Annotated in this window: 16 protein-coding genes and 1 tRNA gene; 9 read left to right on the top strand and 8 right to left on the bottom strand. The window is 47.0% G+C overall.

Annotated elements, in window-relative coordinates; genetic code table 11:
- Positions 1–137: 137 nt before the first annotated feature.
- Positions 138–911 carry an FHA domain-containing protein gene (locus ACYVGR_RS12495; protein WP_460957019.1) on the bottom strand — a complete coding sequence of 258 codons (774 nt, stop codon included), beginning with the start codon at positions 909–911 and terminating at the stop codon, positions 138–140.
- A 348-nt stretch (positions 912–1,259) separates the two neighbouring features.
- On the opposite strand from ACYVGR_RS12495, the gene ACYVGR_RS12490 reads away from it, so the two are divergent.
- From ACYVGR_RS12490 to ACYVGR_RS12475, 4 genes are all read left to right on the top strand, one after another.
- Positions 1,260–2,789, top strand: a complete 1,530-nt coding sequence (locus ACYVGR_RS12490; RefSeq protein ID WP_460957017.1) for a TROVE domain-containing protein — start codon at positions 1,260–1,262, stop codon at positions 2,787–2,789.
- A gap of 269 nt (positions 2,790–3,058) precedes the next feature.
- Positions 3,059–3,188: transfer RNA gene (locus ACYVGR_RS12485), tRNA-His, on the top strand.
- Positions 3,189–3,877: 689 nt separating this feature from the next.
- Positions 3,878–5,821 carry a KUP/HAK/KT family potassium transporter gene (locus ACYVGR_RS12480; RefSeq protein ID WP_460957015.1) on the top strand — a complete coding sequence of 648 codons (1,944 nt, stop codon included), beginning with the start codon at positions 3,878–3,880 and terminating at the stop codon, positions 5,819–5,821.
- Positions 5,822–5,910: 89 nt separating this feature from the next.
- Entirely contained in the window at positions 5,911–6,972 is a 1,062-nt protein-coding gene (locus ACYVGR_RS12475; RefSeq protein ID WP_460957014.1) for an NAD-dependent epimerase/dehydratase family protein, read from the top strand.
- 6 nt (positions 6,973–6,978) lie between these two features.
- On the opposite strand, the gene ACYVGR_RS12470 is transcribed toward ACYVGR_RS12475, so the two are convergent.
- From ACYVGR_RS12470 to ACYVGR_RS12445, 6 genes are all read right to left on the bottom strand, one after another.
- Positions 6,979–7,320 (bottom strand): XisI protein, encoded by a 342-nt coding sequence (locus ACYVGR_RS12470; protein WP_460957012.1) that lies wholly within the window; start codon positions 7,318–7,320, stop codon positions 6,979–6,981.
- Entirely contained in the window at positions 7,308–7,766 is a 459-nt protein-coding gene (locus tag ACYVGR_RS12465) for an element excision factor XisH family protein (protein ID WP_460957010.1), read from the bottom strand. Before ACYVGR_RS12465 ends, ACYVGR_RS12470 begins: the two co-directional genes overlap by 13 nt.
- Positions 7,767–7,933: 167 nt before the next feature.
- Complete coding sequence (locus tag ACYVGR_RS12460; RefSeq protein WP_460957008.1) at positions 7,934–9,205, bottom strand: DUF4249 domain-containing protein; 1,272 nt, start codon at positions 9,203–9,205, stop codon at positions 7,934–7,936.
- 149 nt (positions 9,206–9,354) lie between these two features.
- Complete coding sequence (locus tag ACYVGR_RS12455; RefSeq protein ID WP_460957006.1) at positions 9,355–9,564, bottom strand: hypothetical protein; 210 nt, start codon at positions 9,562–9,564, stop codon at positions 9,355–9,357.
- Between the two features lie 20 nt (positions 9,565–9,584).
- Complete coding sequence (locus tag ACYVGR_RS12450) at positions 9,585–10,751, bottom strand: DUF4249 domain-containing protein (protein ID WP_460957004.1); 1,167 nt, start codon at positions 10,749–10,751, stop codon at positions 9,585–9,587.
- 12 nt (positions 10,752–10,763) lie between these two features.
- A complete protein-coding gene (locus ACYVGR_RS12445) occupies positions 10,764–13,160 on the bottom strand; it encodes a TonB-dependent receptor (RefSeq protein WP_460957002.1) in 2,397 nt (798 codons plus the stop codon).
- 343 nt (positions 13,161–13,503) lie between these two features.
- Here ACYVGR_RS12445 and ACYVGR_RS12440 point away from each other — a divergent pair, with 343 nt between their 5' ends.
- From ACYVGR_RS12440 to ACYVGR_RS12430, 3 genes are all read left to right on the top strand, one after another.
- Complete coding sequence (locus tag ACYVGR_RS12440) at positions 13,504–14,223, top strand: hypothetical protein (protein WP_460957000.1); 720 nt, start codon at positions 13,504–13,506, stop codon at positions 14,221–14,223.
- Between the two features lie 21 nt (positions 14,224–14,244).
- On the top strand, positions 14,245–15,204 hold the full coding sequence (locus tag ACYVGR_RS12435) for a hypothetical protein (RefSeq protein WP_460956998.1): 960 nt from the start codon (positions 14,245–14,247) through the stop codon (positions 15,202–15,204).
- A 126-nt stretch (positions 15,205–15,330) separates the two neighbouring features.
- Positions 15,331–16,632 (top strand): DUF4249 domain-containing protein, encoded by a 1,302-nt coding sequence (locus ACYVGR_RS12430; RefSeq protein ID WP_460956996.1) that lies wholly within the window; start codon positions 15,331–15,333, stop codon positions 16,630–16,632.
- A 31-nt stretch (positions 16,633–16,663) separates the two neighbouring features.
- Here ACYVGR_RS12430 and ACYVGR_RS12425 read toward each other — a convergent pair whose 3' ends face one another.
- Positions 16,664–17,428 carry a hypothetical protein gene (locus ACYVGR_RS12425; RefSeq protein ID WP_460956994.1) on the bottom strand — a complete coding sequence of 255 codons (765 nt, stop codon included), beginning with the start codon at positions 17,426–17,428 and terminating at the stop codon, positions 16,664–16,666.
- A 334-nt stretch (positions 17,429–17,762) separates the two neighbouring features.
- Here ACYVGR_RS12425 and ACYVGR_RS12420 point away from each other — a divergent pair, with 334 nt between their 5' ends.
- Both ACYVGR_RS12420 and ACYVGR_RS12415 read left to right on the top strand, forming a co-directional pair.
- Positions 17,763–19,520 carry a phospho-sugar mutase gene (locus ACYVGR_RS12420; RefSeq protein ID WP_460956992.1) on the top strand — a complete coding sequence of 586 codons (1,758 nt, stop codon included), beginning with the start codon at positions 17,763–17,765 and terminating at the stop codon, positions 19,518–19,520.
- A 320-nt stretch (positions 19,521–19,840) separates the two neighbouring features.
- A complete protein-coding gene (locus ACYVGR_RS12415; RefSeq protein WP_460956990.1) occupies positions 19,841–23,047 on the top strand; it encodes a SusC/RagA family TonB-linked outer membrane protein in 3,207 nt (1,068 codons plus the stop codon).

The raw sequence follows: 23,047 nt of genomic DNA, 5'->3' as shown, positions 1-23,047 counted from the left end.
GCTGATTTTTAGGATTAATAAGATCATTTATAATTTTCCAATTACAGCTAAACCATAAAAATCAAACGAATCAGCGTTCTGTTTTGCAGTTAATAGGCCGTCTCTGAAAAAGGTAAGTCAGAAATAGAAAGTTTTTTTTACTGAACCCAAATCGCCTGGCAACGACGGCAGGTTTTCTGTTGGGCAAGATGCTCCCATTCCCGTGTACCAAAGGGGTCACGACAGGCCGGATTTGGGCAACGATACCGCTCCCGATACTCTTTATCAATCACTTCCAGCTTCTCTTCAGTCGATAATAACGCGGAGCATAGTGTAGGAATCAGGACACTTAAGCCCGCTCCCGACAAGACATGCAGCAAAGGCAACGCAGCTCCTCCCGTCGATACAACAGCACTGACACTGACGATGGAGGACAGAATAACGCTCCCCGTTCGAATCATTTTCTCACGGTTCCGGCAATCCTTTCGCAGTTTTGGGTATTGCTCATAGACCTGTTTCAGGTCGGCAAATTCCTTCGTAAAATTCAACGAATCCGGCGCTACTTCGGGAAGTAGCTTAGGTGGTATTTTGACAGATGGAACTGGCGTTTCGAGCTTAGCTGGCTCAGCCTTTAGTAGTGCCAGAAGCGTATCAATATCAAACGTTGTATCAGCCAATCGAAGCGTATCCTGTTTGTCGACAACCTTACGTGCGATCCGCACTTCATTGACAAACGAGCCATTTTTACTGGCTAGGTCTTCGAAGATAAAACAGGTAGGTGTACACTGAATGAGCCGGGCATGTTGTCCACTTACTTTTCCATTCGCGATAACGATCGAATTTGTCGTCGCTCGGCCAATCGTATAAGTAGGCAAATGACTTAAATCGTCGATCAGTTGGTCAAACTGGCCGTCATTCGTGGAGGTAATCATGAAAGGTCTGGTGTGTACGTACTGTAGGGACTGCAATTTATCAAATGAAACAAACCTAACCTAGATGTCTCCAACTATTTCTTTTTCGACAACTTCGCAACTAATTATTATCATTTTAGCATCAAAATATTTGTTTTTCATACTCACCAAGTTGAAACCCGGTGCAGTTCATCTGCCCCCGGTTGAGCGTAGTCTCTGGACTACGCCGAACAAAGCAATCCAAGCTGCTTCATTAAGCAAGCGGCTAAACTTTTTTCAAAAAAATTAAAAAAACTTTCATCTACGCAAAAAGGCTGCGCAGGTGGTATAAACCTTTGTATCGTCAAGTTCATCAAAACGCCGACGATCATGAAATTCAACATCTTTAGTAACACCGCAACCAAAACCGTCAACCATGAGGGAGCTAAAGCCTATACGCTGACGCCAGAAATGGAATTGTACTCCGCCGTAGTTACGACGATGCTGAACGATTCTTATTATGAGCGAGCTGATCAGCGGCTAGAGCGAATTCAGGAGCTTGTCAGTGAGGCCAATCCAGTTTTTGTAGCAAAGCTAGCCGTGTATGTTCGGGAGCAAATGTACCTGCGTTCGGCACCGGTTGTTTTGCTTGGCGAATTGGCAAAAGTCCATAACGGCGACAATTTGGTTGGCAATGCCGTTGCCCGAACTGTACAACGCCCGGATGAAATCACGGAATTATTGGCCTATTACCAACGCACGAACCAGCGTACGGGAGTCAAGAAACTTAACCGCATCTCGAAACAGATGCAGAAAGGATTGGCTACTGCGTTCAATAAATTCGACGAATACCAGTTCGCCAAGTACGAGCGAAATACGGCTGTCAAACTTCGGGATGCCTTGTTTCTGGTTCACCCTAAAGCCAAGACTGAAACCCAACAGGCGGTTTTCGATAAGATTGTCAACGGCACCTTAAGCACACCCTACACCTGGGAAACTGAGTTGAGTGCAGTGGGGCAAATCAGGTTTGCAACCGAAGCCGAGAAAGCAGCCGCGATTCGCGCAAAATGGGAAGAACTGATTTCCAGCGGACGACTTGGCTATATGGCCACCTTACGGAACCTTCGGAATATGCTCGAAGCGGGCATTAGCGGAGTCCATGTCGAACAAGTTTGCGAATTGCTGTCCAATCCGAAAGCCGTTCGAAACGCCAAACAGTTGCCATTTCGCTTCTTGTCGGCTTACCGGGAATTGAAAGCACTACCGCTTGGCCATGTGCCCGTCGTGCTCGAAGCCCTCGAAGATGCCATTTACGCCAGTGTGGCTAACTTACGCGGCTTCGATTCTCAAACTAGCGTAGTGGTTGCCTGCGACGTATCGGGGTCGATGCAAAAACCTATTTCGCCCAACAGCAAGGTACTTTTGTACGATATTGGTCTGTTATTAGGCATGTTGTTACAGGCCAAATGCCGCAACGTGTTAAGTGGGATGTTTGGCGACCGATGGAAAACGATCGCTTTACCAGCTCGAAGCATACTGGCCAATGTCGATGAATTTTACCGTCGCGAAGGCGAAGTGGGTTATTCAACCAACGGTTATCTGGTAATCGACGACCTGATTCAGCAACGCTATAAAGCCGACAAAGTCATGTTGTTTACGGATACCCAATTATGGGACAGTAACACCAGCAACAACCAGTCGGCAAATACCTTATCGGCCAAATGGATGCAGTACAAACGGCTGTTTCCCGACGCTCGGTTGTATGTGTTCGACCTGGCGGGTTACGGAAACGTACCCTTACGTGTAGAAAAAAACGACGTTTTTTTAATTGCCGGTTGGTCGGACAAAGTGTTCGACGTATTACAGGCCCTTGAAGAAGGTCAAACGACGCTAAGCACGATTGAACAGATTACACTTTAATCTCTCCCCTCTCCCGTTTGGGAGAGGGGCTGGGGTGAGGGTATAAACAGGATGTCGTAGGTACGGGTTACTTCGCGCCATGAAGGGGAGGAATCATGTGGTTTCCATCGTGAAACGAGATGGTCCGGTTCGACTCCGGCTAGCAATGCCCCATTTCCCGTTCCGCTTGTTACTCCTGTTTTTATGATTTTGCAGGTGCCGTAGAGTAGGGTTACTTCGCTTCGGACGAGACGGTCGCCGGTTCGAATCCGGCCAATAGAGCAATCTGTTGTAGCTCAGTGGTAGAGCATCTAACGTACCCTTTTCGCCAATCGCCCTGCATCTAATTTAGTAAGTGCCGTAGACTAGAGTTCCTTCGACTGTGATTCGGGTGGTCGCCGGTTCGAATCCGGCCAGTAGGCAGCGCCTATTGTAGCTCAGTGGTTAGAGCGCCAAACGTACTCTTATCGCCTGTCGCCTTACTATCATTATTGAAACCCCTCCAAAGCCACATTCTAAAATGATGTGACTTCGGAGGGGTTTCTTATTCAGAATATCTAATGCTTTGGCAAAATAGATTTTATAGATTCTTTCGATGCTGTAGTTTGTAATCACCAATTCGATAAAATCAAAAGAATCTATAGGCTCACAATTGGGTGAGTGCTAGTACTTTTCCAATTTAGATTCTAGAGATTCTCGGGTTCGCCCGCGCGGTTGATTCTAATTGATGACTTACAAACTGATTATCAGTAGAATAACAACAATAGAATCCGATAAAATCTACAGAATCTACTATGGTAAAGCACTAGCCTAATCGATATAGCCTTGACCTTTGGACAAAAAAGAGATGGTCCGCTAAGATTGCGAACCATCTACTGAACCCACCTAATTAAACAAAACCCGGCCAGTTTTAGAACGGCCACAGTACATACGGTAACTTGGACGCTATGGTTTTCTTTAATTTATACGCTATTTTCAATCTAAAGCCCATTTAGACTGTTTTTAGCAAATAGGGAACTTTCGATTAAAGCGCGATTAACGAATCTAAACATAGGTTATCTTTGCCCGGTTTTTACCCGCTTATACAGCAGAAGGCGCATGCCTAATTTATGGAAGACAAAAAGCATTTAGATACCGTTACGGCTGCTGGTCTGCTGGTGGCAATGGGTATCATCTACGGCGATATTGGCACATCGCCCCTGTACGTTCTGCGTTCAGTTGTTGGTACCACAGAGCCGATTCGGTCCGATACTGTTCGTGGCGCTCTTTCCTGTATATTCTGGACGGTAACTTTACAAACCACCTTCAAATATGTCATCTTGATTCTCAGGGCCGATAACCGGGGGGAAGGTGGCATTTTCGCTTTATACGCCCTGGTGCGCCGGCATGCCAAGTGGCTTACCATCCCGGCTATTATTGGTGGTAGCTCTCTCCTGGCCGACAGTATAATTACCCCTCCTATTTCTGTTTCGTCGGCCGTAGAAGGGTTACGAATTTTGTACCCACATATTCCAACTGTCCCTATTGTTATCGGTATTCTGGCTTTTCTGTTCCTGATACAAACATTTGGGACTAGCGTTGTAGGCACAGCATTTGGTCCAATCATGCTAGTTTGGTTTACAATGCTAGGCGTTCTGGGTCTTATTCACATCGTTGACGATCCGACCATTCTGACATCGCTGAACCCTATGTATGGGGTCAATTTTCTGACAAAAACGCCGGGAGCATTCTGGTTATTGGGAGCCGTTTTCCTATCGACAACGGGAGCAGAAGCCCTTTATTCCGACATGGGCCACTGTGGCCGGGCCAACATTCGTGTTAGCTGGGCTTATGTAAAAGCCTGCCTGATGCTCAATTATTTCGGTCAGGGGGCGTTTGTCGAAAGTCTGGTTGGGCAGAAGTTAGGCGAACAAAATCCATTCTATTCCCTCATGCCCGAATGGTTTCTGATCATCGGGATTTGCGTGGCTACAGCCGCGACGGTTATCGCCAGTCAGGCCATGCTGACAGGTGCTTTTACCCTCATCAGCGAAGCAATTCGGCTCAATTTCTGGCCTAAAGTCCGGCTGCGGTATCCTTCCAATCAAAAAGGTCAGCTTTATGTGCCTAGTATCAACTGGCTGCTTTTCGCTGGTTGTATCGGTGTGGTACTTTACTTTCAGGAATCGTCGCGAATGGAAGCAGCTTACGGGTTAGCCATTACCCTGACGATGATGATGAGTACCATTCTGTTTAGCTATTACATGTATTCGCATAAGTACAATGCCTGGTTCGTTGTTTTCTTCCTGGTATTTTACCTATCAATAGAAAGTTGCTTTCTGGTAGCTAACCTGGCCAAATTTACCCACGGGGGCTGGGTTTCTATCCTGATTGCGGGTGTGATGGCGTTCGTGATGATCGTCTGGTTAAGAGCTTTCCAGATTAAACTTCGTTTGACCGAATACGTCCGAATCGACCAGTATACTCAGGCCATCAAAGAACTCAGTCGCGACATTAGTATTCCGAAATATGCCACGCATATTGTCTTCATGAGCAATGCGGCCCGGCAATCGGAAATTGAGTCAAAAATTATTTACTCGATTTTCCAGAAACGCCCCAAACGCGCGGATATTTATTGGTTTGTGCACGTCGATACGACCGATGATCCGTATACGATGGAGTATAAAGTAAATACCATTGCTCCCGACGACGCCTACAAAGTGACCTTTAAATTAGGCTTCCGGGTTGAACAGCGCATTAACCTCTTCTTCCGTAAGGTGATTGAAGACATGGTAAAAAACAAAGAAGTGGATATCACGAGCCGCTACGAATCCCTTAGTCGTCAGAATGTTATCGGCGATTTCCGATTTGTAGTTTTGGAGAAATTCCTGTCGTTTGAGAACGAGCTTCCCACTACCGAGCGCCTGATCATGAGCATCTATTTCAGCATTAAGAGCTTTACTACCCCTGAAGACCGCTGGTTTGGCTTAGATAGCAGTTCGGTCAAAATCGAAAAAGTACCCCTAGTCATTCGACCAGTCGAAAACATCCAACTAAAACGCATCACATCTTAATTGTGAATGAGCGAATGAGTGATTGAGCGAATATTGCTTGCGTCAGCTATTCACTCATTCAGTCATTCACTCATTCACTCATTCTATCTATGAAACTTCTCATCACCGGCGGGGCCGGATTTGTTGGCTCATCGCTCGCTATTTCTCTCAAACAGAATTATCCTGACTATCAGATTTTTGCACTCGATAATCTGAAACGACGGGGTTCTGAATTAAGTTTGGCTCGGCTAAAAGCGGCAGGTATCGAATTTATTCACGGCGACATCCGGAATAAAGAAGATTTCGATTCTCTACCCGCCGTCGACACGGTAATTGAAGCCTCCGCCGAACCGTCGGTACTGGCTGGCCTGGATGGTACACCCGATTACCTCATCAATACCAACCTGTTTGGTACTGTCAATTGCCTGAACTATGCGCTGAAACACAAGGCCAATTTTATTTTTCTGTCAACCAGTCGCGTTTACCCGATCAAAACCATCGAAACGCTGAATTTCGAAGAAGCCGATACACGTTTTGTTCTGACAGACGATCAGCCTGTTCCGGGTGTATCGTCGAAGGGTATTGCCGAAGACTTTCCACTCACGGGTGCCCGGTCGCTTTATGGCACCACCAAACTCGCGTCTGAATTGTTGATTCAGGAGTATAACGAGTTTTATGGCTTGAAAACGGTGATCAACCGTTGCGGTGTTATTACTGGCCCCTGGCAGATGGGTAAGGTCGATCAGGGTGTCATGGTGCTATGGATTGCCAAACATTATTTCGAGCAGAAACTCTCGTATATTGGCTATGGTGGCACAGGCAAGCAAACTCGCGACATGCTCCACATCGCTGATCTCTATCGTCTGATTGACTGGGAGTTGCATAACCTGGATAAAGTAAACGGTGAAATCCTGAACGCTGGCGGTGGTGTGGAGAGCAGTGCTTCGTTGCAGGAACTGACCCAAATCTGTCAGGAAGTAACGGGCAAAACTATCCCTATCACAGAGGTGCCCGAAAATCGCGCTGCCGACATTCGTCTGTACATTACCGATAATACGAACGTAACGAAGCTAACCGGCTGGAAACCCCAACTCGGCATCCGTGAAATTGTAAGTGATATTCACGACTGGCTCAACGAAAACCGGGCCGCTCTGGAGCCGATTTTGAAGTAGTCTTTTTTAACTCAAGGCGAAGTCAGGTATAAATTTTCGGCGATTGGGGGCCTGAAAAGCGAGTACGATTTCCTGTTTAGCAATCCCCTCTTCGATTAAACGTTCGGCAATTTTCAAGTCTGTGCCATCGTGCTGAATATGCACTTTGGCATCAGGCCGAACGTCGAGGTGAACAAATGGAACGTACTCTCGGCGATTATTTCCCCAGCCTACTGAAAAAAGCAGATAGTGACCACGCTCTTCATCTATGATTAGCTGCGTTTCCGACTGCTCTTCAGATGGAGTCATTCGGGCAATTTCTTCGACTATTCGTCGAACAATAGTTTTGTGATTGGCTAATCGATCCATTGGACTATTGTTTGTTGATCTTCATCAAAAATAAGCAATTGTACCGCAAATCGTTTAAGGATGCCTGCGAAGAATGAATCATCAAAAAAATCAGTATAAATGCTAACTGGGACTGCCAGGTAAAGCTGGCGATCAGGTTCATCATTTTCCAATGCTACTTTGTAGATTAAAAATTGACCAAGGGCATCTTCAAACTCATCCAATGTTGATGCTCCTAAGAAACTCTTAATTTCGACTGCAATCTTCTGTGTCCCGCGTTGAGCCGCTAATAATTTTTCCGCAGCTAGATCAATATATCCTTTTCTCCTTCCCAATACGACTCGAAAAGGATCGTGTGTAATCAGCCATGATTCTTTTTCAAGAGCAGTACGGACAATATCATGATAAGCATCTTTAGCAGGCATAGTTAAGCTGTTTCCAGCAAAATTATTATTTCCCAAATCCAAGTATGTAACTAATTATAGTTTTCTCTACTCGGCATCCGTGAAATTGTAAGTGATATTCACGACTGGCTCAACGAAAACCGAGCCGCTCTGGAGCCGATTTTGAAGTAGTTATCCCTTTTAGCAAGAATTCATCGCCCCTGACTCTAATATGAATTGGGGGCTGTGGGTTATTCTTGCCAGCCATCTGGTTTAAATGGGGTTTTTGTGTTGCTGGGAACACAGAGCGCTTTAGGAGGACGCAATGGCAAGGGAGCAATGCAAAATTTAGCCGTATCTGGCTCTGGAATAGGCGGGCGGCCATTCTGTGCATAGAACAAACCGGGGTATGTGCCAGTCGCGTCTTTGCGATCAATCCAGTAGCGTTTTGCGGAAGTTGCCGCTGCGGTGAAATACCCGACAACCTTTTCTTTGGCATTTGCTACATTACGCACGTTCCCAACGAGGGCCGACGGGGGTGTGTCGGTCAGACCACCCGTGTTTTGCGTCTGTTGCTGGAATAATAAAAAGAATCGATACGCATCGGCGGTTAGGGCTAATTGCCGGATTTCAACCAGACAGCCTTCTTTCTGATAAAAAGGAATCTGGGCAACCTGGCGTCCTGTTATAGCCCCTCCATTACTAAACTTATCATCGAATACATCGATCGCATGACTATATAGGATTTCCCAGCACTCAGTTCGGCAGTTATAGTCGTATACAAAATAGAGATTCTGGCCGCCATAATTGTATTGCGGCATTGTGATTTCGGGTGGAGAAAAGCAATCCTCATAAAGCTGGTTACCACCTACATAGCAGTTTGTACCAACCCCCTTACCCAATATATTGTATTGCGCATATTCCCCCTGAACACAAGACTTGCACCAATCCTGTTTCTCCCATAACTTCCAGTCCCAACGGTAGTAATTATGCTGATCGGCCGGATCTTTAAAATCGATTGATATATCATGAGCAGCGGGGTAAATACCATTCACTTTAGTAGTCAAACTCGTCGGGTTGAATTGGGCTTTTATGGCGTCAATAGGCGGTACTGGCTGCATGATTTGTTGGGTCGACAGGTACTGTGTTCCATCACTCAGGGTAATCCTGAGCTGATAAGCATGGCCGATCTGCCCTCTAAAATCGCTGGGGAGTTGATAGGTGCCAGCCACCGTTTCATGGCAGGAAATAACGGTCGATGAGTCGACCACGACTTCGACTAATGCTTTTGTAATGGGCAGACTACCGAATCGTCCGGTGAGCCGATCGGCTTTAGAGCGATTCAGTAAAATTTCCTGCGGCTCAGCCAAATTATTGATCGTGCCATCCACAACTAGTACATCTACCGTCCCAAATAAGGAAAGGTCCTCAGGATCAACGCAGGCAAGAGGGATCACGATCAGTAAAAACAGGCTTAGCAACGTGGCCAATGCGCGTACCCTTGAAAAGAATGTAGTCATCATGGCATTAGGGCATTAGGTTAATTCAGTCAATCTCGCCAGCCTACTGGCTTAGCCGGCGTTTGGCTTTCCTTTGATTCACAGATGGCGGTGTACGGTCGGGAATTCAGTGAATTTTCAAGTATTTGTATTTCGGGAACGTTGGGTGGAAATCAACCCGTGAGTGGGTCAGCCTTTGAGCGATTAATTTTAATTATCTGAGGTTCCCCCAGATCCGTAACCATGCCATCCACAACCAGAATATCATTCGTACCACGCAGAAGGATATTCTCCGGATCAACGCAAGCCAGTGGTACCATGACTAGAAGAAACCAGCCCAGTAATACGAAAAACGGTTGAAATGATGAACGAGTGTGAATCATAACGGGCGTGTTAACGTGTCTCAATCCTGCCAGCCTACTGGTTTGACCGGCGTTCGCGTCTCACTGGCCACACATACGGCCAGGGGCGGACGATAACGGCCATAATAACTCGGTTCATTAACTGGATCGTGCCCATTAAGTGCCTGAAATAAACCCGGTGTAAAACCGGTCGCATCATTTCGGCTTAACCAGTACCGCACCGCCGACACACTCGACGCGCTGAAGTAACCCACTACGGGCTCATTCTTCTTGCTTATGTTATAAATATTCCCCACCAGTAGAGCGGGCTGAGAACCAGCCACACCGCCTGAGTTTTTGGTCTGCTCATTTAATTGGTTGAAATAGGTATAAGCCCGTTTGGTCAATGAAGTCTGCCGAATCTCGACTAAGCAATGCTCTTTTGAATACAGAGGAACCTGAGCAACCCGCAGTGCTTTAACTGTATTCCCGTTGGTATACTGATCATCGAATACCGTCAGGTCGTTACTATAAATAATCTCCCAGCACTGAGTTCGACAATTGTAGTCGAAGTTTGGATAGGAGAATTGCTCATTAACACAATCTTCGATCAATTTTCCCTGAGCATCCGTAATTTGGTACCTGCCTCCATTGCAACTCCGGCACCATTCCTGATGCTCCCAATCTTTCCACTCCCAACGGTAATAATTGGTTTGATCGGCAGGGTCGGTAAAGTCTACGTAAAAATCATGAGCAGCCGTATACACGTTATTTAGCCGTTGCGTTAAACTCAGGCTACGTTCATTAAACTGGGCGCGAACCTGCGTAATTGGCGCAACGGGTTGCAACACTTCGGTGGTCGATTCATACTTCGTATCATCGCTCAACGTAAAGCGGAGTTGATAGCTATGGCCAACCTGCCCCTTAAAATCGCTGGGTAGCTGATAGCTCCCGGCTTCGGTTTCATGGCAGGAAATAAGGGTCGATGAGTCAACCACTACCGTTACAGTCGCTTTGGTAATGGGCACAGAACCCGGCCGACCTGTAAGCCGATCTGCCTGCGAGCGACTAAGCCGAATAACCTGCTGTTCAGCCAAATCGGTAATCGTCCCATCGACAATGATGACATTGAGTGAGCTGTTTACCGTTGTTTCGATTGGGTCGACGCACGTGAGAAGCCCAAGGCAACTACATATACAAAGCAGTGTAGGTATAGCCAATGGACGCATACCGCTGAGGAATTACTTGAACTCGAAATTATAGGTCAAACTCGGTATGGGTGCGCCAAAAATGCTGAGCCGGTAGGGGTTTGTGGCCTGACCTTCAGTACGATAAAAGATCGAATACACATTTTTACGACCATAAATGTTGTACACAGTGAACGTCCAGTGGCCTTGCCAGCGTCGGTTTTTCATACTCGGATTGTAGATGTTCCAGGCGAAATCCAGCCGATGATAGTCGGGCAGACGATACTGGTTACGTTCGTCGTAGTACGGGTAGGTCCGACCCTGATAGCGAATGAATCCTTCCGGCGCCGTGTAAGGGCGACCTGTACTATAAGCAAAGTTGAACGAAAAGCTGTGGTGTTTCCCCTGATTAATAGTCAGGCTCATATTCAGGCTATGGGGGCGGTCGTAATTGGCCCGGTACCAGTCGCCACCGTTAATCTGCTGCTGAAAATCAACGCCTTGATTCACCTGATTCAGTGTACGGGCAAAGGTGTAATTGACCCAACCTGTCAGTTCCCCTTTTTTCTTGGACAGCATCAATTCCAACCCATACGCTTTGCTTCGCCCCGGTAGTAATTGCGTTTCAGGATAGGGTTGTAGCAGAAAATCGGCCCCCGGTTTATAGTCCAGAATATGCTGCGTACTTCGCCAGTAAGCCTCCGCCGATAGCTCAAAAATGTTATTCTTCGAGTTCTTGAAATATCCTACCGAAAACAACTGGCTTACCTGCGGCTGAATATGCGCATCGGAGGTTTTCCAGCGCGAGGTGGGCAAAGGTGTGGTTGTGTTCGTAATCACCTGCAAATACTGCCGCATCAGGTTATAGCCAACCTTGATGGACGAATTGGGCGTTAGGGCGTAACGCAAACCCAGTCGAGGTTCCAGCCCACCATATTGCTTCGTCACCTGCCCAGCTCCATAGACTGTCGAATCGACAACGGTGGTGGCATCGGCCACCTCACCATTCGCATAGCGACGAACTACGGATGGTCCCACGTTCAGAAAATGGGAATAACGCAATCCTGCCGATACAGCCAGCTTATCCGACAAACTGATCTCATCTTCGGCATGAATCCCAAATTCCAGCGCATTTTCAAGGGGGGTTTTCTGGTAATTAACGGCCAGACTATTGCCCGGAATTAGCTCGCCCGGATTGAGTCGGTAATGAGTACCGCTGATACCAACTTCGATCTTCTGATTTTCTAACTGGTAGTTCAGGTTCGATTTGATCTGTCGTTGCAACAGTGATTGTTTCAGCACCACTTTATTATTGGTACTGTCTTCGGTCGATAGTATCCGGGGAATATACTGCGCCACCAGAGCCGTTGTTTGCAGATTTGTTCGGTCATTGAACGCATGGAACCAACGAACCATGCCGTTGGCCGTTTGTTGGGCGTATTGGGTATTCACCGCATTAACATTGGCCAGACCCCCCAGTAGATTCGTTTGAAATAAATCCTGGCTCAAATACCCCATTGCCGTCACGGTATTCTTGTCGTTGACCCGCCAGAACAGCTTAGCCGTTCCATCACCGAATTTGGCGCGGATATTATCTAAGCGGGAGGAAACTGCACGAAGTAAAAAGTCATTAAACGCCCCCCGCCCCGATACCATCAAGGCCAGTTTTCCTTTAACGATAGGCGTTTCAACCGTCAGACGATTGGCTACGAAGCTCACCCCACCCGTCAGACGAAATTGATTCAGGTCGGGGTTACGTAAGGCAATATCCAGCACCGAAGCCGCTCGTCCGCCGTAACGAGCAGGCACATTCCCTTTGTACAAATCCAGACTCCCCACAGCATCGGGCGGGAAGACCGAGAAGAGGCCAAACATGTGCGTTGGGTTGAAGATCGGCGTATCGTCAAGCAGAATCAGGTTTTGGTCGGTAGTACCACCCCGAATGTTGACGCCGTTGGCGGCTTCACCAACACTTGTAACGCCCGGCAGCATTTGCAGGCTCCGCAGAATATCCACTTCCCCCAAGGCTGCGGGCATCTTTTTGAGCGTAGCGATATTGATCTGACTAACTCCCAATAGGGGCTGACGTACGTTTCGGTCATAGCCTTTGCTGGTAACCACAACTTCCTCTAGCTGGCTGGATACAGAAGGTAGCAGAACGTTGTAGACGGTATTCTGACGCAGATTAATTGTGGTACGAAACGGCACAAAACCGAGACTCCGCACGACCAGAACGTGTTGGCCAATACGCGCTTTGATCGAGAAATTCCCCTGAGCATCGGTATAGGTACCGGTAGCTGTTTTTTCATAATCGAGCACCACGGCAGCCCGCACAATCGGTTGCTGGCTGGCGGAGTCACGAACGGTACCGGAAAGTGTATAGAGTATCTGGCTATGAGCTACAAACCTTACCAAAACCAGCAAGCAAACTGTCAGTAGTAATCGATTCATGAAAAGAAAGGAAATGCTTTGGTGTGTTTCTTTTAGCGCAGCATACCTATAAGTCCGTTTTTTCTCATAGACGTATTATAGGTCGAAAACGCTGTCGACCTGTTTCGCTTTTCCACAACGTTATGCTTTCGGTAAAAGCAAACCGGTTAACTAACAGGGATTAATGATAAAGGTTAAGGAAACTTTTATATACTTGCATTAGCCAATAACAGCAGAGCCACAGCCCAACTTTTTAGCCATTCACCCGAAAATTTTGGGTGTGAGACTATATTGATCATTTTAACACCAGAATTCCAACTATTTAGCGATTTTTAGGATCAGGAGAGAAAACCAGGTTTACACAATGAAAAAGGCATTTCTACTTCTTTTGACAGCCCTGACAACCAGTTTTTCTTTTGGTCAAAAGACAGAGTCGATACTCGCTCTGAACGCCAATTTATTTTCCTTTCAGGGTTACTCTGCCGAGAAAAGTTCCCAAATAAACTTGTCAACTGATGGCGCTACCGGCTATACGAATAATCCATTTGGGGGGCAAAATGGGGTTTCTTATGGAGCTTCCTATCAGATTCAGCGCGTTTCCCGGCGCAACTTCATTGCTGGTATCAGTGTAGGATACGAGAACCTACGAAGTAAGACGACCTTAAATGCGGTTAATGGCTACAATAAGCAGACTGGTACCTATCAGGATGCAGCATCCGGCCAAACCTATCTATCCAACAATCAACTCAATGCGTTTCCTTATGTGGGCTATCGAATTGGGCTTCAGCAGGTTTCGGTCGATCTAACCGCGGGGTTGGACGTTGGGTATCTGTTGAGTTCAAAGGAAATTGGGAAGGCTACCGACACCAATGGCAAAACATACAGCACCTCCATTGATAGAACAGGTCTGAAAACGGATGTCAGGCCCAGAGCCCAAATCACGGTATTTTACAAACGAGTAGGTGCTTATACCTCCTATGCTTATGGGCTCAGTAACTACAAAAGTGGCTGGGTTGGTGGCCGAAATGATTGCACTTCGACAGTCATACGGTTTGGGGTGATGTACAAAATCAAAGGGAAGTAACACAATTCACTATCCACACTTATGCGTAGAAACTATCATTTCCTTCTTCCAGTCAGTTTACTGGTGCTACTTGGCTGCAATTCCCAAACCACAGATCAGATTATTATAACACCCCTTAATCCACCAGCTACCGGAATGTCGAGTCGATCAATGCCCGATTCGATCGCGACCTACCAACCAGTTTTCGGCACCACAGGTACGCCCCGCCAGTTTCCGTTCGGCCAATTGAATCCAGTGAACACAACGCTTCGTTTAAAGCAAGTGACGCTCAACGGAAAAACCTGGATTACATACCAATATGATGCCCAAAACCGTCTTATCGAACGCACCAATTACTATACAGATGGCGTGCATATTTATTTTCAGCTCACTTACACATATGATAACAATGGGTTAGTGCAGGTTGCCTCTAAGCTAAACAAGGAGGCCCCATTTATAGAAGGCTCTCCTCAACATAACGATCTACTACCTAGCCGAACAATTGGCTACAGCCCCATAGATAAAGGGATAGCCGGGTTGACAAAAACAACAAATACGATTTTTACAGAGTGGTCCCAGCAAGCTGGAATTGCCCAATCTCAATTAGGGTTCAGCCCATCAGGAGCCTATATTTGGTCGGGTACGATTGATAACCAGGGTAAACGTACCGACGGCACCACCTACCGACGAAATGACGCGGGGAATATCCTCTGGGCTCGTTCGATAGCTCCACTCGATTACTGGGCCGTCGATTATTTTACTTACGATACCCACCCAAATCCTTTCCGAACAACGGGCGATTCTGAAATGATGGGTGATTTGCAATCCTTCAACACCACAAACGTGAACAATGTAGTCACGCGAACAACGATCAATCAACCGGGAGCTGGCGATGCGTGGCGCTACGAATACACCTATCGGGCCGACGGCTATCCTACTCAAATGAAGTCGTATCGGGGTACAGAGTTTATTAATACCATTGAGTATACCTATACACAGTAAAGTCATCAAGGGTGTCTGTTTTGAGAAACTGACACCACGTCGATATACGGCTGCAATTCCTGAACAAGAGCGAACCAACTTGCCATTAATCAAATTTTTCCAACTAAATTACCTTTTTTAGTTGGTATGCGCTTTCTCGCTTTTGCTCTAAGTACCTTTCTTTTTATCAATCTGCTCACCAGTTGCGTGGACCCAATTGGGTTGACGCTTACCGGAACAGTTAATACGTTGGTGGTTGATGGAACCATCACGAACCGCGCGGAACCACAAATTATTCGCATTAATCGCTCGAAAGCCGACCCACTGACGGGCCGTTTTGGCAGTGTTCCCATCACAAAAGCAACTGTTGAAGTTCTTGTTGATTCAGTAAACGTTATTCCCTGCCACGAAACCGAAGCCGGGAGCTATCAGCTACCCAGCGATTTTAAAGGCCAGATCGGTCATCGTTATCAACTCCGCTTTACACTCAGCGAAGGCACACACTACCAATCGACGCCACAAATTATGCCCGCAGTTCCTGCCATTGATCGGGTATCGTCGCAATATAATTCGGCAAGTTTGCCCGTCGAACTCGCCTTAACAGGTGGTTATCGAGGTGGTCACGATGTATATATCGACTGGAAAGACCCCGCCAATGAGCAGAACTATTACCGATGGGAGTGGAAATTGTGGGAAAAGCAGTCGTGGTGTCGGAGTTGCCAACAAGGGGTTTATGCGGTCAATGCCATTCTTGACCATGTGTATAAAGACAAAACGTTTTATGTATCGGGCGATGCACTCTACGAAAACTGTTTTGTACCGACCAATTATTTCGAAGCTGGCCAGCCCCCTTTCACAACCGGATTATACGTCTATGATTATCCGTGTCGCACGGAATGCTGGGAAATTCTGTATAGTTCGGCACTCAATGTTTTCGATGATCAGTTCAGTAATGGTGGTCTGATTACCAAACGAAAAATTGCCCAGATCCCCTACTATGACAGTACAGCCTGTCTGGTTGAAATCAGACAGTTATCTCTGACGAAGCCAGCCTATTCGTACTTTAAGCGCTTTCAGGATCAAACTCAAACTACAAATGGACTTACCGATCCTATACCTTCTGCCCCGGTAGGCAACATTCAGAATTTGGGTAACAGTCAGGAGCATGTTGTGGGTTATTTCACTGCCTCCGCGGTGTCGGCGGTTCGGCATTGGATTGACCGAAAAGATGTGATTGGCCTGCCATTTGGCCAAACCGACCCAACTGGTCCCTCTAAACTGCCGGGTTCCGAGCTGTTCTATTCGCTCAATTTGCGGCAACCTACCCCTGAACCCATTTACCCTTATCCCAACATCCGCATCCTCGGTGGTCCTCCCCGCCCCGTAACCGCCCTCTGCGTTCCCAGCGATAGCCGGACACCTTTTAAACCCGATGGCTGGCAGGATTAGTCTGAGGTTTGTAGTTGGCTACCGCAAAACATCAAACTAAGACTTCTTCCAATAGCCCCTGTTTTGTTTCGTAACAAGCCACTAAAGCCTGACCTAGTAACTGATGACCAGTTCTATTTAAATGGCTAGGGTCGTCGGTCAGATAAAACTTTTCGTCGGGGTGGATAATCAAGTGGGTATCCAGAACAGTCATTTCCCATCGTTTGCCTTCGTTCAACAATATAGTACGCCCCTGTTTCCGCAACCATTGACTAACCAGATCACGATGGGGCGTAGGTGTCAACAGAATAACTTTTTCCCGGTGTGGGTGCAATTGCTCCAGTAAGGCGGCTATCTCCTGCTCAACATAAAGCAACTGTTTTACGAAACCAACAGGCTTACTTACACACAACAAAAGGCGTTTAAGCCAATTCTTCATTTGCTTGGTACGGCCGATTGGTGTTCTATCGAGCGGTAAGGGTGGCAGCGCCCTCATAGCACTCAATTCGTTCGTTGTCAATCCATAGCCTGCCTGCTTAGGCACTTTTTTGGTAGGTGTTTTAAACAGTTTCCAAAACGTAGATGGATGCTGAAGGTTGTAATGCGCCGGTTGGATAATCAATAAATCAACGTTCGAGAGGTCCAGGTATGCTAATGTTTCCCGAACAGTAGCCAGTGGCAGAAAGACATAGCCGGTAATTTGAGGAGAGTAACCCGTTTCTTTGAGTCGATCCGAAAATTGATCTACAAAGCTGCGTTCATTCAAGCTTAGTCCATAGCCATAGACCTGACACCCACCAACTACCAGAATATTCATGTTGAGTATACGTTTAATTCTAAAACATGACCTTATTGGCCATATTTGCATTAGACGTATACTTTATGAGATTGTTTCGTTTTAAGTGAATTAAAAATCAATAAAAGATACAAAAAAGGTTATTACCTTGTATTCTCCGCGTTTGAATCTATTATACGGATTTGGTTGACCCGAGGGGAATTGTAATTTTGGCCGCGTAATGATGTCTCAGCCAAAAAAAATTCATAAAGGATTAACTACTACAGGTTTTTTGACATATTCCCGAAAATAATGTTCTTTTTTGCATACAACGAAATATATTCACTCTATAATCAATAACAGTTTATACATAAGCATGGCAACAGCCCTTGACTCCCCTACCCAGCAACGTGTTGATAAATGGCTTACCGGTAATTACGATGCCGCAACTAAAGAATCGATCCAGCATTTGATTGATTCGGGTAATATTACCGAACTCACCGATTCTTTCTACCGCGATCTTGAATTTGGTACAGGCGGTTTGCGTGGCATTTTGGGTGTGGGCTCCAATCGAATGAATCGCTATACGGTTGGTGCCGCAACACAGGGTCTTTCCAATTACATCAATGCCGCTTTTCCGGGCGAAGACATCAGCGTGGCCATTGCCCACGACAGTCGACGGATGAGCCCTGAATTTGCCCGGTTAGTAGCCGATATTTTTTCGGCCAATGGCATTAAAGTGTACCTGTTCAGTAGCCTTCGCCCAACGCCAGAATTGTCGTTTGCCATTCGGCAGCTGGGTTGCCAGAGCGGTATTGTCGTTACGGCCTCGCATAACCCACCCGAATATAACGGCTACAAAGTGTACTGGAACGATGGCGGTCAGGTGGTGGCTCCGCACGATAAGGCCATTATTGCAGAGGTTAACAAGATCACGTCGGTTGATGATATTAAGTTCGAAGGTATTCCTGAGCGCATTCATCTGATCGATGAAGAAATTGATGCGCCTTACGTAGAACGAGTTAAGTCGAATGCTGTGAATCCTGACGTTATTAAACGTCAGGCCAATCTGAACATCGTGTACACGCCCATTCACGGAACGGGCATTACGCTGGTACCGCGTGTGCTGGATGCACTGGGTTTCAATAACGTTCATATTGTTCAGGAACAGGCAACCCCAGACGGTAACTTCCCAACGGTAAAATCGCCCAATCCCGAAGAACGCGCAGCCATGCAACTGGCGCTCGATCTAGCCAATTCGCTGGACGCCGATCTTATCATGGCAACCGACCCCGACGCCGACCGCGTAGGTGCTGGAGCCCGTAATCATCATGGTGAATTTGAGTTGCTGAACGGCAATCAGATGGCCAGTCTGATCATTTATTACCTGCTGAATGCCTGGAAAGATGCCGGTAAACTGACTGGCAAGGAGTTCGTGGCCAAGACCATCGTAACCACCGATCTCATCGATCAGATGTGTAAAAATTACGGTGTAACCTGCTACAACACCCTAACGGGCTTCAAATACATTGCCGAAGTAATTCGTGAACTGGAGGGGAAAGAGAAGTTTATTGGTGGTGGTGAAGAAAGTTACGGTTACCTCATCGGCGACTTTGTACGTGACAAAGATGCTATTGCGTCCTGCGCCATCATTGCCGAATTGACTGCCTACGCTAAAGATCAGGGCAAGAGCCTGTTCGATATGCTGATGGCGATGTACCAGGAAAACGGTTTCTATTATGAATCGCTGGTATCACTGACCAAGAAAGGTAAATCAGGTGCTGAAGAAATTCAGCAGATGATGGCTGACTTCCGCGCCAATCCACCTAAATCGATTGCCGGTTCACCTGTGGTTCGGGTAGATGACTACAAAGCACTGACCCGACTCGATGCAACGACTGGCACAACCTCAGCCATCGAAGCGGGTAAAATGGGTATCGAATCATCGAACGTGCTGCAATTCTTTACGGAAGATGGTACGAAAGTGTCGGCTCGCCCATCCGGTACCGAACCAAAAATTAAATTCTACGTCAGCGTTCGTGAGCCACTCGAAAGCAAAGAAGCATTTGATGATACGTACGCTCAACTTAAAGCGAAAGTGCAACGAGTCATTGATGAGTTACAACTGACCTAGTCGCTGTTTTATCGCACAATAGTTCCTGCCCGCCTGTTTGCACAGGCGGGCTTTTTTATGCTTGTCCTTACCCACTTATCCTCGGTCTGTGTCCGCACTATAGTCGTCAGGCTAAGCAGATGTGGACCCAAATAAAGCAGCTAAATTCATCGCCATTCAAACGGTCCAAGTCCATTTATACATCTAAGTCTCCGCTCAACAAGAATTAAAGATATATTAAAGATTATATCTTCTTTACTAGTATTATTGTAGATAGTGACACGAGTAATTCTACTCTGTTTCTTTACTTAATCAGGTCAACCTGTACTAAAGCTTATTTTATGATCACTCCGTTACCAACCTCTACCCGAAATGGGTATCGACAATGGGTGTTGTTTAGTCTTCTGTTTCTATCGACTCAGTTGATTTATGCCCAAACAACAATTACAGGTACCGTAACCGATGCCACAACCGGCGAAGTACTCGCTGGCACAACCATTCAGGCCAAGGGTACCAACGTTGGTGCAACCAGCAATGCCGCCGGGAAGTATCAGATTAACCTGCCTACAGGAGCTAAAACCCTTGTTTTTTCCTTCATTGGCTATCAGCCAACGGAAATTGCGATAGGTAATCAGAGCGTGGTCAATGCCAAACTGACCGCCACCGACAATGCTCTTAGTGAAGTAGTTGTGGTGGGGTATGGTGTCCAGAACAAGCGGGACATTACAACAGCCATCGGCTCCGTGAAGGCCAAAGACCTGGCAAACCAGCCAGTAGCGAGTTTCGATCAGGCGCTGGCGTCTAAAATCGCCGGGGTACAGGTCTCACAAACATCAGGCGCTCCAGGTGCAGCCTTATCTATTCGGGTACGCGGAACGGGCTCGATCAGTGCCGGGAATGATCCGCTCTACGTGATCGACGGTATTCCCCTTTCGCGTGATACTAAATATGCTACGGGGAGTACAAACTCGCAATTCCCAGATAACCCAATCAACGTGATGAGCACGATCAATACCGATGATATTGAAAGTATCGAAGTACTGAAAGATGCTTCTGCATCAGCCATTTATGGCTCTCGTGGTTCCAACGGGGTTGTATTATTAACCACTAAACGGGGTAAAGAAGGCAAACCAGTTATCAGTTACGATTCGTACATAGGGGTGCAAAACGTCTCGAAAAAGATTGATATGCTCAATGCCTACGAATACGCGCAATTGAGCTATGAAGCCAAAAACAACGCCTATCTCGACCGGAACCCAACCGGCAAACCTACCGATTCGAACGATATTCGGAATAAAGGCGTAGGGGCACCCAGCACACTCATCCAGCCCGAAATCGTACCCTATCTGAGTGGCCAGACCGGGCTGACCAATACTAACTGGCAGGATGCGATTTTCCGTTCTGCCCCAATTCAGAACCACACGCTTTCTATTTCGGGCGGCAAAGAAAATATTAAGTATTATTTATCAGCCAATTACCTAAATCAACGGGGCGTAGTTATTAACTCAGGCTTCAAAAGGTATGGCATGCGGGCCAATGTAGAGGTTAAGAATGGCCGCCTAACAACGGGGATTAACTTTAATCCCACCTACTCGTACCACGATCTGATCAAGGCAGAAGGTCCTTATCTGGGCGAAGGTGTTGTAGGTTTGGCGCTGCAAATGCCACCACTTTTTCCGGTCTACAATGCGGATGGTTCCTACAATTTTGGCGGCAATGCCTGGGGATATGGGGCTACATCTATCCTAAATCCAGTTGCCATTGCCAATCAGGTTAGTGACAAACTGAGCCAGTTACGATTACTGGGTAATGCCTATGCTCAGTACGAAATCATTGATGGCCTATCGTATCGGCTTAGCGTCGGGGCCGATGTCAACAGTTTCCAACGGGATTACTACCGACCATCAACGCTTGAAATACGTGACCGAAAAGGACCTTCAACCCCAACAGGCTTCTCGCGTGCCCAGAATTTCGTAGACTGGCTGGTCGAGAATACGCTGAACTATAATCGTTCTTTTGGGCAACACACGCTTTCGGCACTGGCGGGTTTTTCGTCCCAGAAAGATCGTCGGGTAGCCAACGAACTTACCGCAACTAATTTTCCGAACGACTTAGTTTACACACTCAATGCGGGGCAAGTTACGTCGGGTAGTTCCGATGTTCAGGAATGGTCGTTGCTATCGTATCTGGGTCGGGTTCAGTATGATTACGGCGGAAAATATCTGGTATCTGCAGCAATCCGGGCGGATGGCTCCTCTCGCTTCGGGAAAGATAATCGATGGGGCTATTTCCCCTCTATATCAGCAGGCTGGAATATATCGCAGGAAACGTTTCTGAAATCCGTCAACTGGCTGAGTGACGTTAAGCTACGGGCTAGTTACGGTTTAACGGGTAACTTCCAGATTCCGAACTATGGCTCAGTCAGTTTGCTCAATTACTCGAACTACATTCTGGGTAACGAAACCGTCGTAAGTGGTCTGGCTCCCGGCAACTCGGCCAATGATAAGTTGAAATGGGAAAAAACGGCGATGCTCGATGTGGGTTTCGACGTGAGTTTCCTTCGTAACAAACTGAATTTCACATTCGATTATTACAACGCCAACACATCTGATCTGCTCCTGAACGTACCTGTTCCCCGTGCCTCTGGTTTCAGTACTGAACTACAGAATATTGGTAAAGTGAATAACCAGGGCTTTGAATTTACGCTCGGCACTCGCCAGACTTTTGGCCGGTTACGTTGGGATGCCAGCGCCAACATTGCCACGAACCGCAATGAAGTGAAAGCCCTCGGACCTTCGGGCGATCCGATTATTGTAGCGGGTGGTGTTGCCGGAGCGCAGTTTATCACCCAGATTGGTCACCCGATTGGCGAATATTATACCTACGTTTACGAGGGTGTTTATAAAAATCAGGCTGAATTGGATGCTAATCCAGCCCTTCACGTTTCGACATCGCGGCCCGGCGATTTCAAGTTCAAGGACGCTAATGGCGATGGTAAGTTTGACCTTAGCAGTGACCGTACCGTTACGGGCAGCTATTTCCCAAAATACACCTTTGGCTTCAACACAAGTCTTAACTACCGAGGCTTCGACCTGGGCGTAACCGTACAGGGCGTGCAGGGGCATAAAATTCTGAACCTGATCCGGCGATATATCTACAACATGGAAGGTAACGGCAACCTGTTCAGAGGGGCGCTGGATCGCTGGCAATCAGCCGACAATCCGGGCAATGGCTTAGTAAACCGCGCCAATCGTCTGGCTTCTGGCTCTAACGGTGAAATTTCAACCTGGCATATCGAAGATGGCTCATACGTACGGATTCGTACAATTACACTGGGCTACTCGCTGCCCACTGCCTTACTTACCCGACTGCGCCTGACCCGTGCCCGTTTATACGTGACAACCCAAAATCCGTTTACGTTCACGAAGTATTTGGGCTATAACCCAGAGGTTAACAGCCGGCCAGACAGCGCCTTATCATCTGGCGAAGATTATGGTACATATCCCCTCCCCCGCACTACTTCAGTTGGTCTCAACCTGTCATTCTAA

The sequence above is a fragment of the Spirosoma litoris genome (assembly GCF_054776755.1).
This window is presented reverse-complemented; position numbering and strand designations above follow the sequence as displayed.

Coding starts and splice junctions, on each gene's coding strand:
- ACYVGR_RS12495 (WP_460957019.1), bottom strand. CDS start 911: ATGATTACCTCCACGAATGACGGCCAGTTTGACCAACTGATCGACGAT.
- ACYVGR_RS12490 (WP_460957017.1), top strand. CDS start 1,260: ATGAAATTCAACATCTTTAGTAACACCGCAACCAAAACCGTCAACCAT.
- ACYVGR_RS12480 (WP_460957015.1), top strand. CDS start 3,878: ATGGAAGACAAAAAGCATTTAGATACCGTTACGGCTGCTGGTCTGCTG.
- ACYVGR_RS12475 (WP_460957014.1), top strand. CDS start 5,911: ATGAAACTTCTCATCACCGGCGGGGCCGGATTTGTTGGCTCATCGCTC.
- ACYVGR_RS12470 (WP_460957012.1), bottom strand. CDS start 7,320: ATGGATCGATTAGCCAATCACAAAACTATTGTTCGACGAATAGTCGAA.
- ACYVGR_RS12460 (WP_460957008.1), bottom strand. CDS start 9,205: ATGATGACTACATTCTTTTCAAGGGTACGCGCATTGGCCACGTTGCTA.
- ACYVGR_RS12455 (WP_460957006.1), bottom strand. CDS start 9,564: ATGATTCACACTCGTTCATCATTTCAACCGTTTTTCGTATTACTGGGC.
- ACYVGR_RS12450 (WP_460957004.1), bottom strand. CDS start 10,751: ATGCGTCCATTGGCTATACCTACACTGCTTTGTATATGTAGTTGCCTT.
- ACYVGR_RS12445 (WP_460957002.1), bottom strand. CDS start 13,160: ATGAATCGATTACTACTGACAGTTTGCTTGCTGGTTTTGGTAAGGTTT.
- ACYVGR_RS12440 (WP_460957000.1), top strand. CDS start 13,504: ATGAAAAAGGCATTTCTACTTCTTTTGACAGCCCTGACAACCAGTTTT.
- ACYVGR_RS12435 (WP_460956998.1), top strand. CDS start 14,245: ATGCGTAGAAACTATCATTTCCTTCTTCCAGTCAGTTTACTGGTGCTA.
- ACYVGR_RS12430 (WP_460956996.1), top strand. CDS start 15,331: ATGCGCTTTCTCGCTTTTGCTCTAAGTACCTTTCTTTTTATCAATCTG.
- ACYVGR_RS12425 (WP_460956994.1), bottom strand. CDS start 17,428: ATGAATATTCTGGTAGTTGGTGGGTGTCAGGTCTATGGCTATGGACTA.
- ACYVGR_RS12420 (WP_460956992.1), top strand. CDS start 17,763: ATGGCAACAGCCCTTGACTCCCCTACCCAGCAACGTGTTGATAAATGG.
- ACYVGR_RS12415 (WP_460956990.1), top strand. CDS start 19,841: ATGATCACTCCGTTACCAACCTCTACCCGAAATGGGTATCGACAATGG.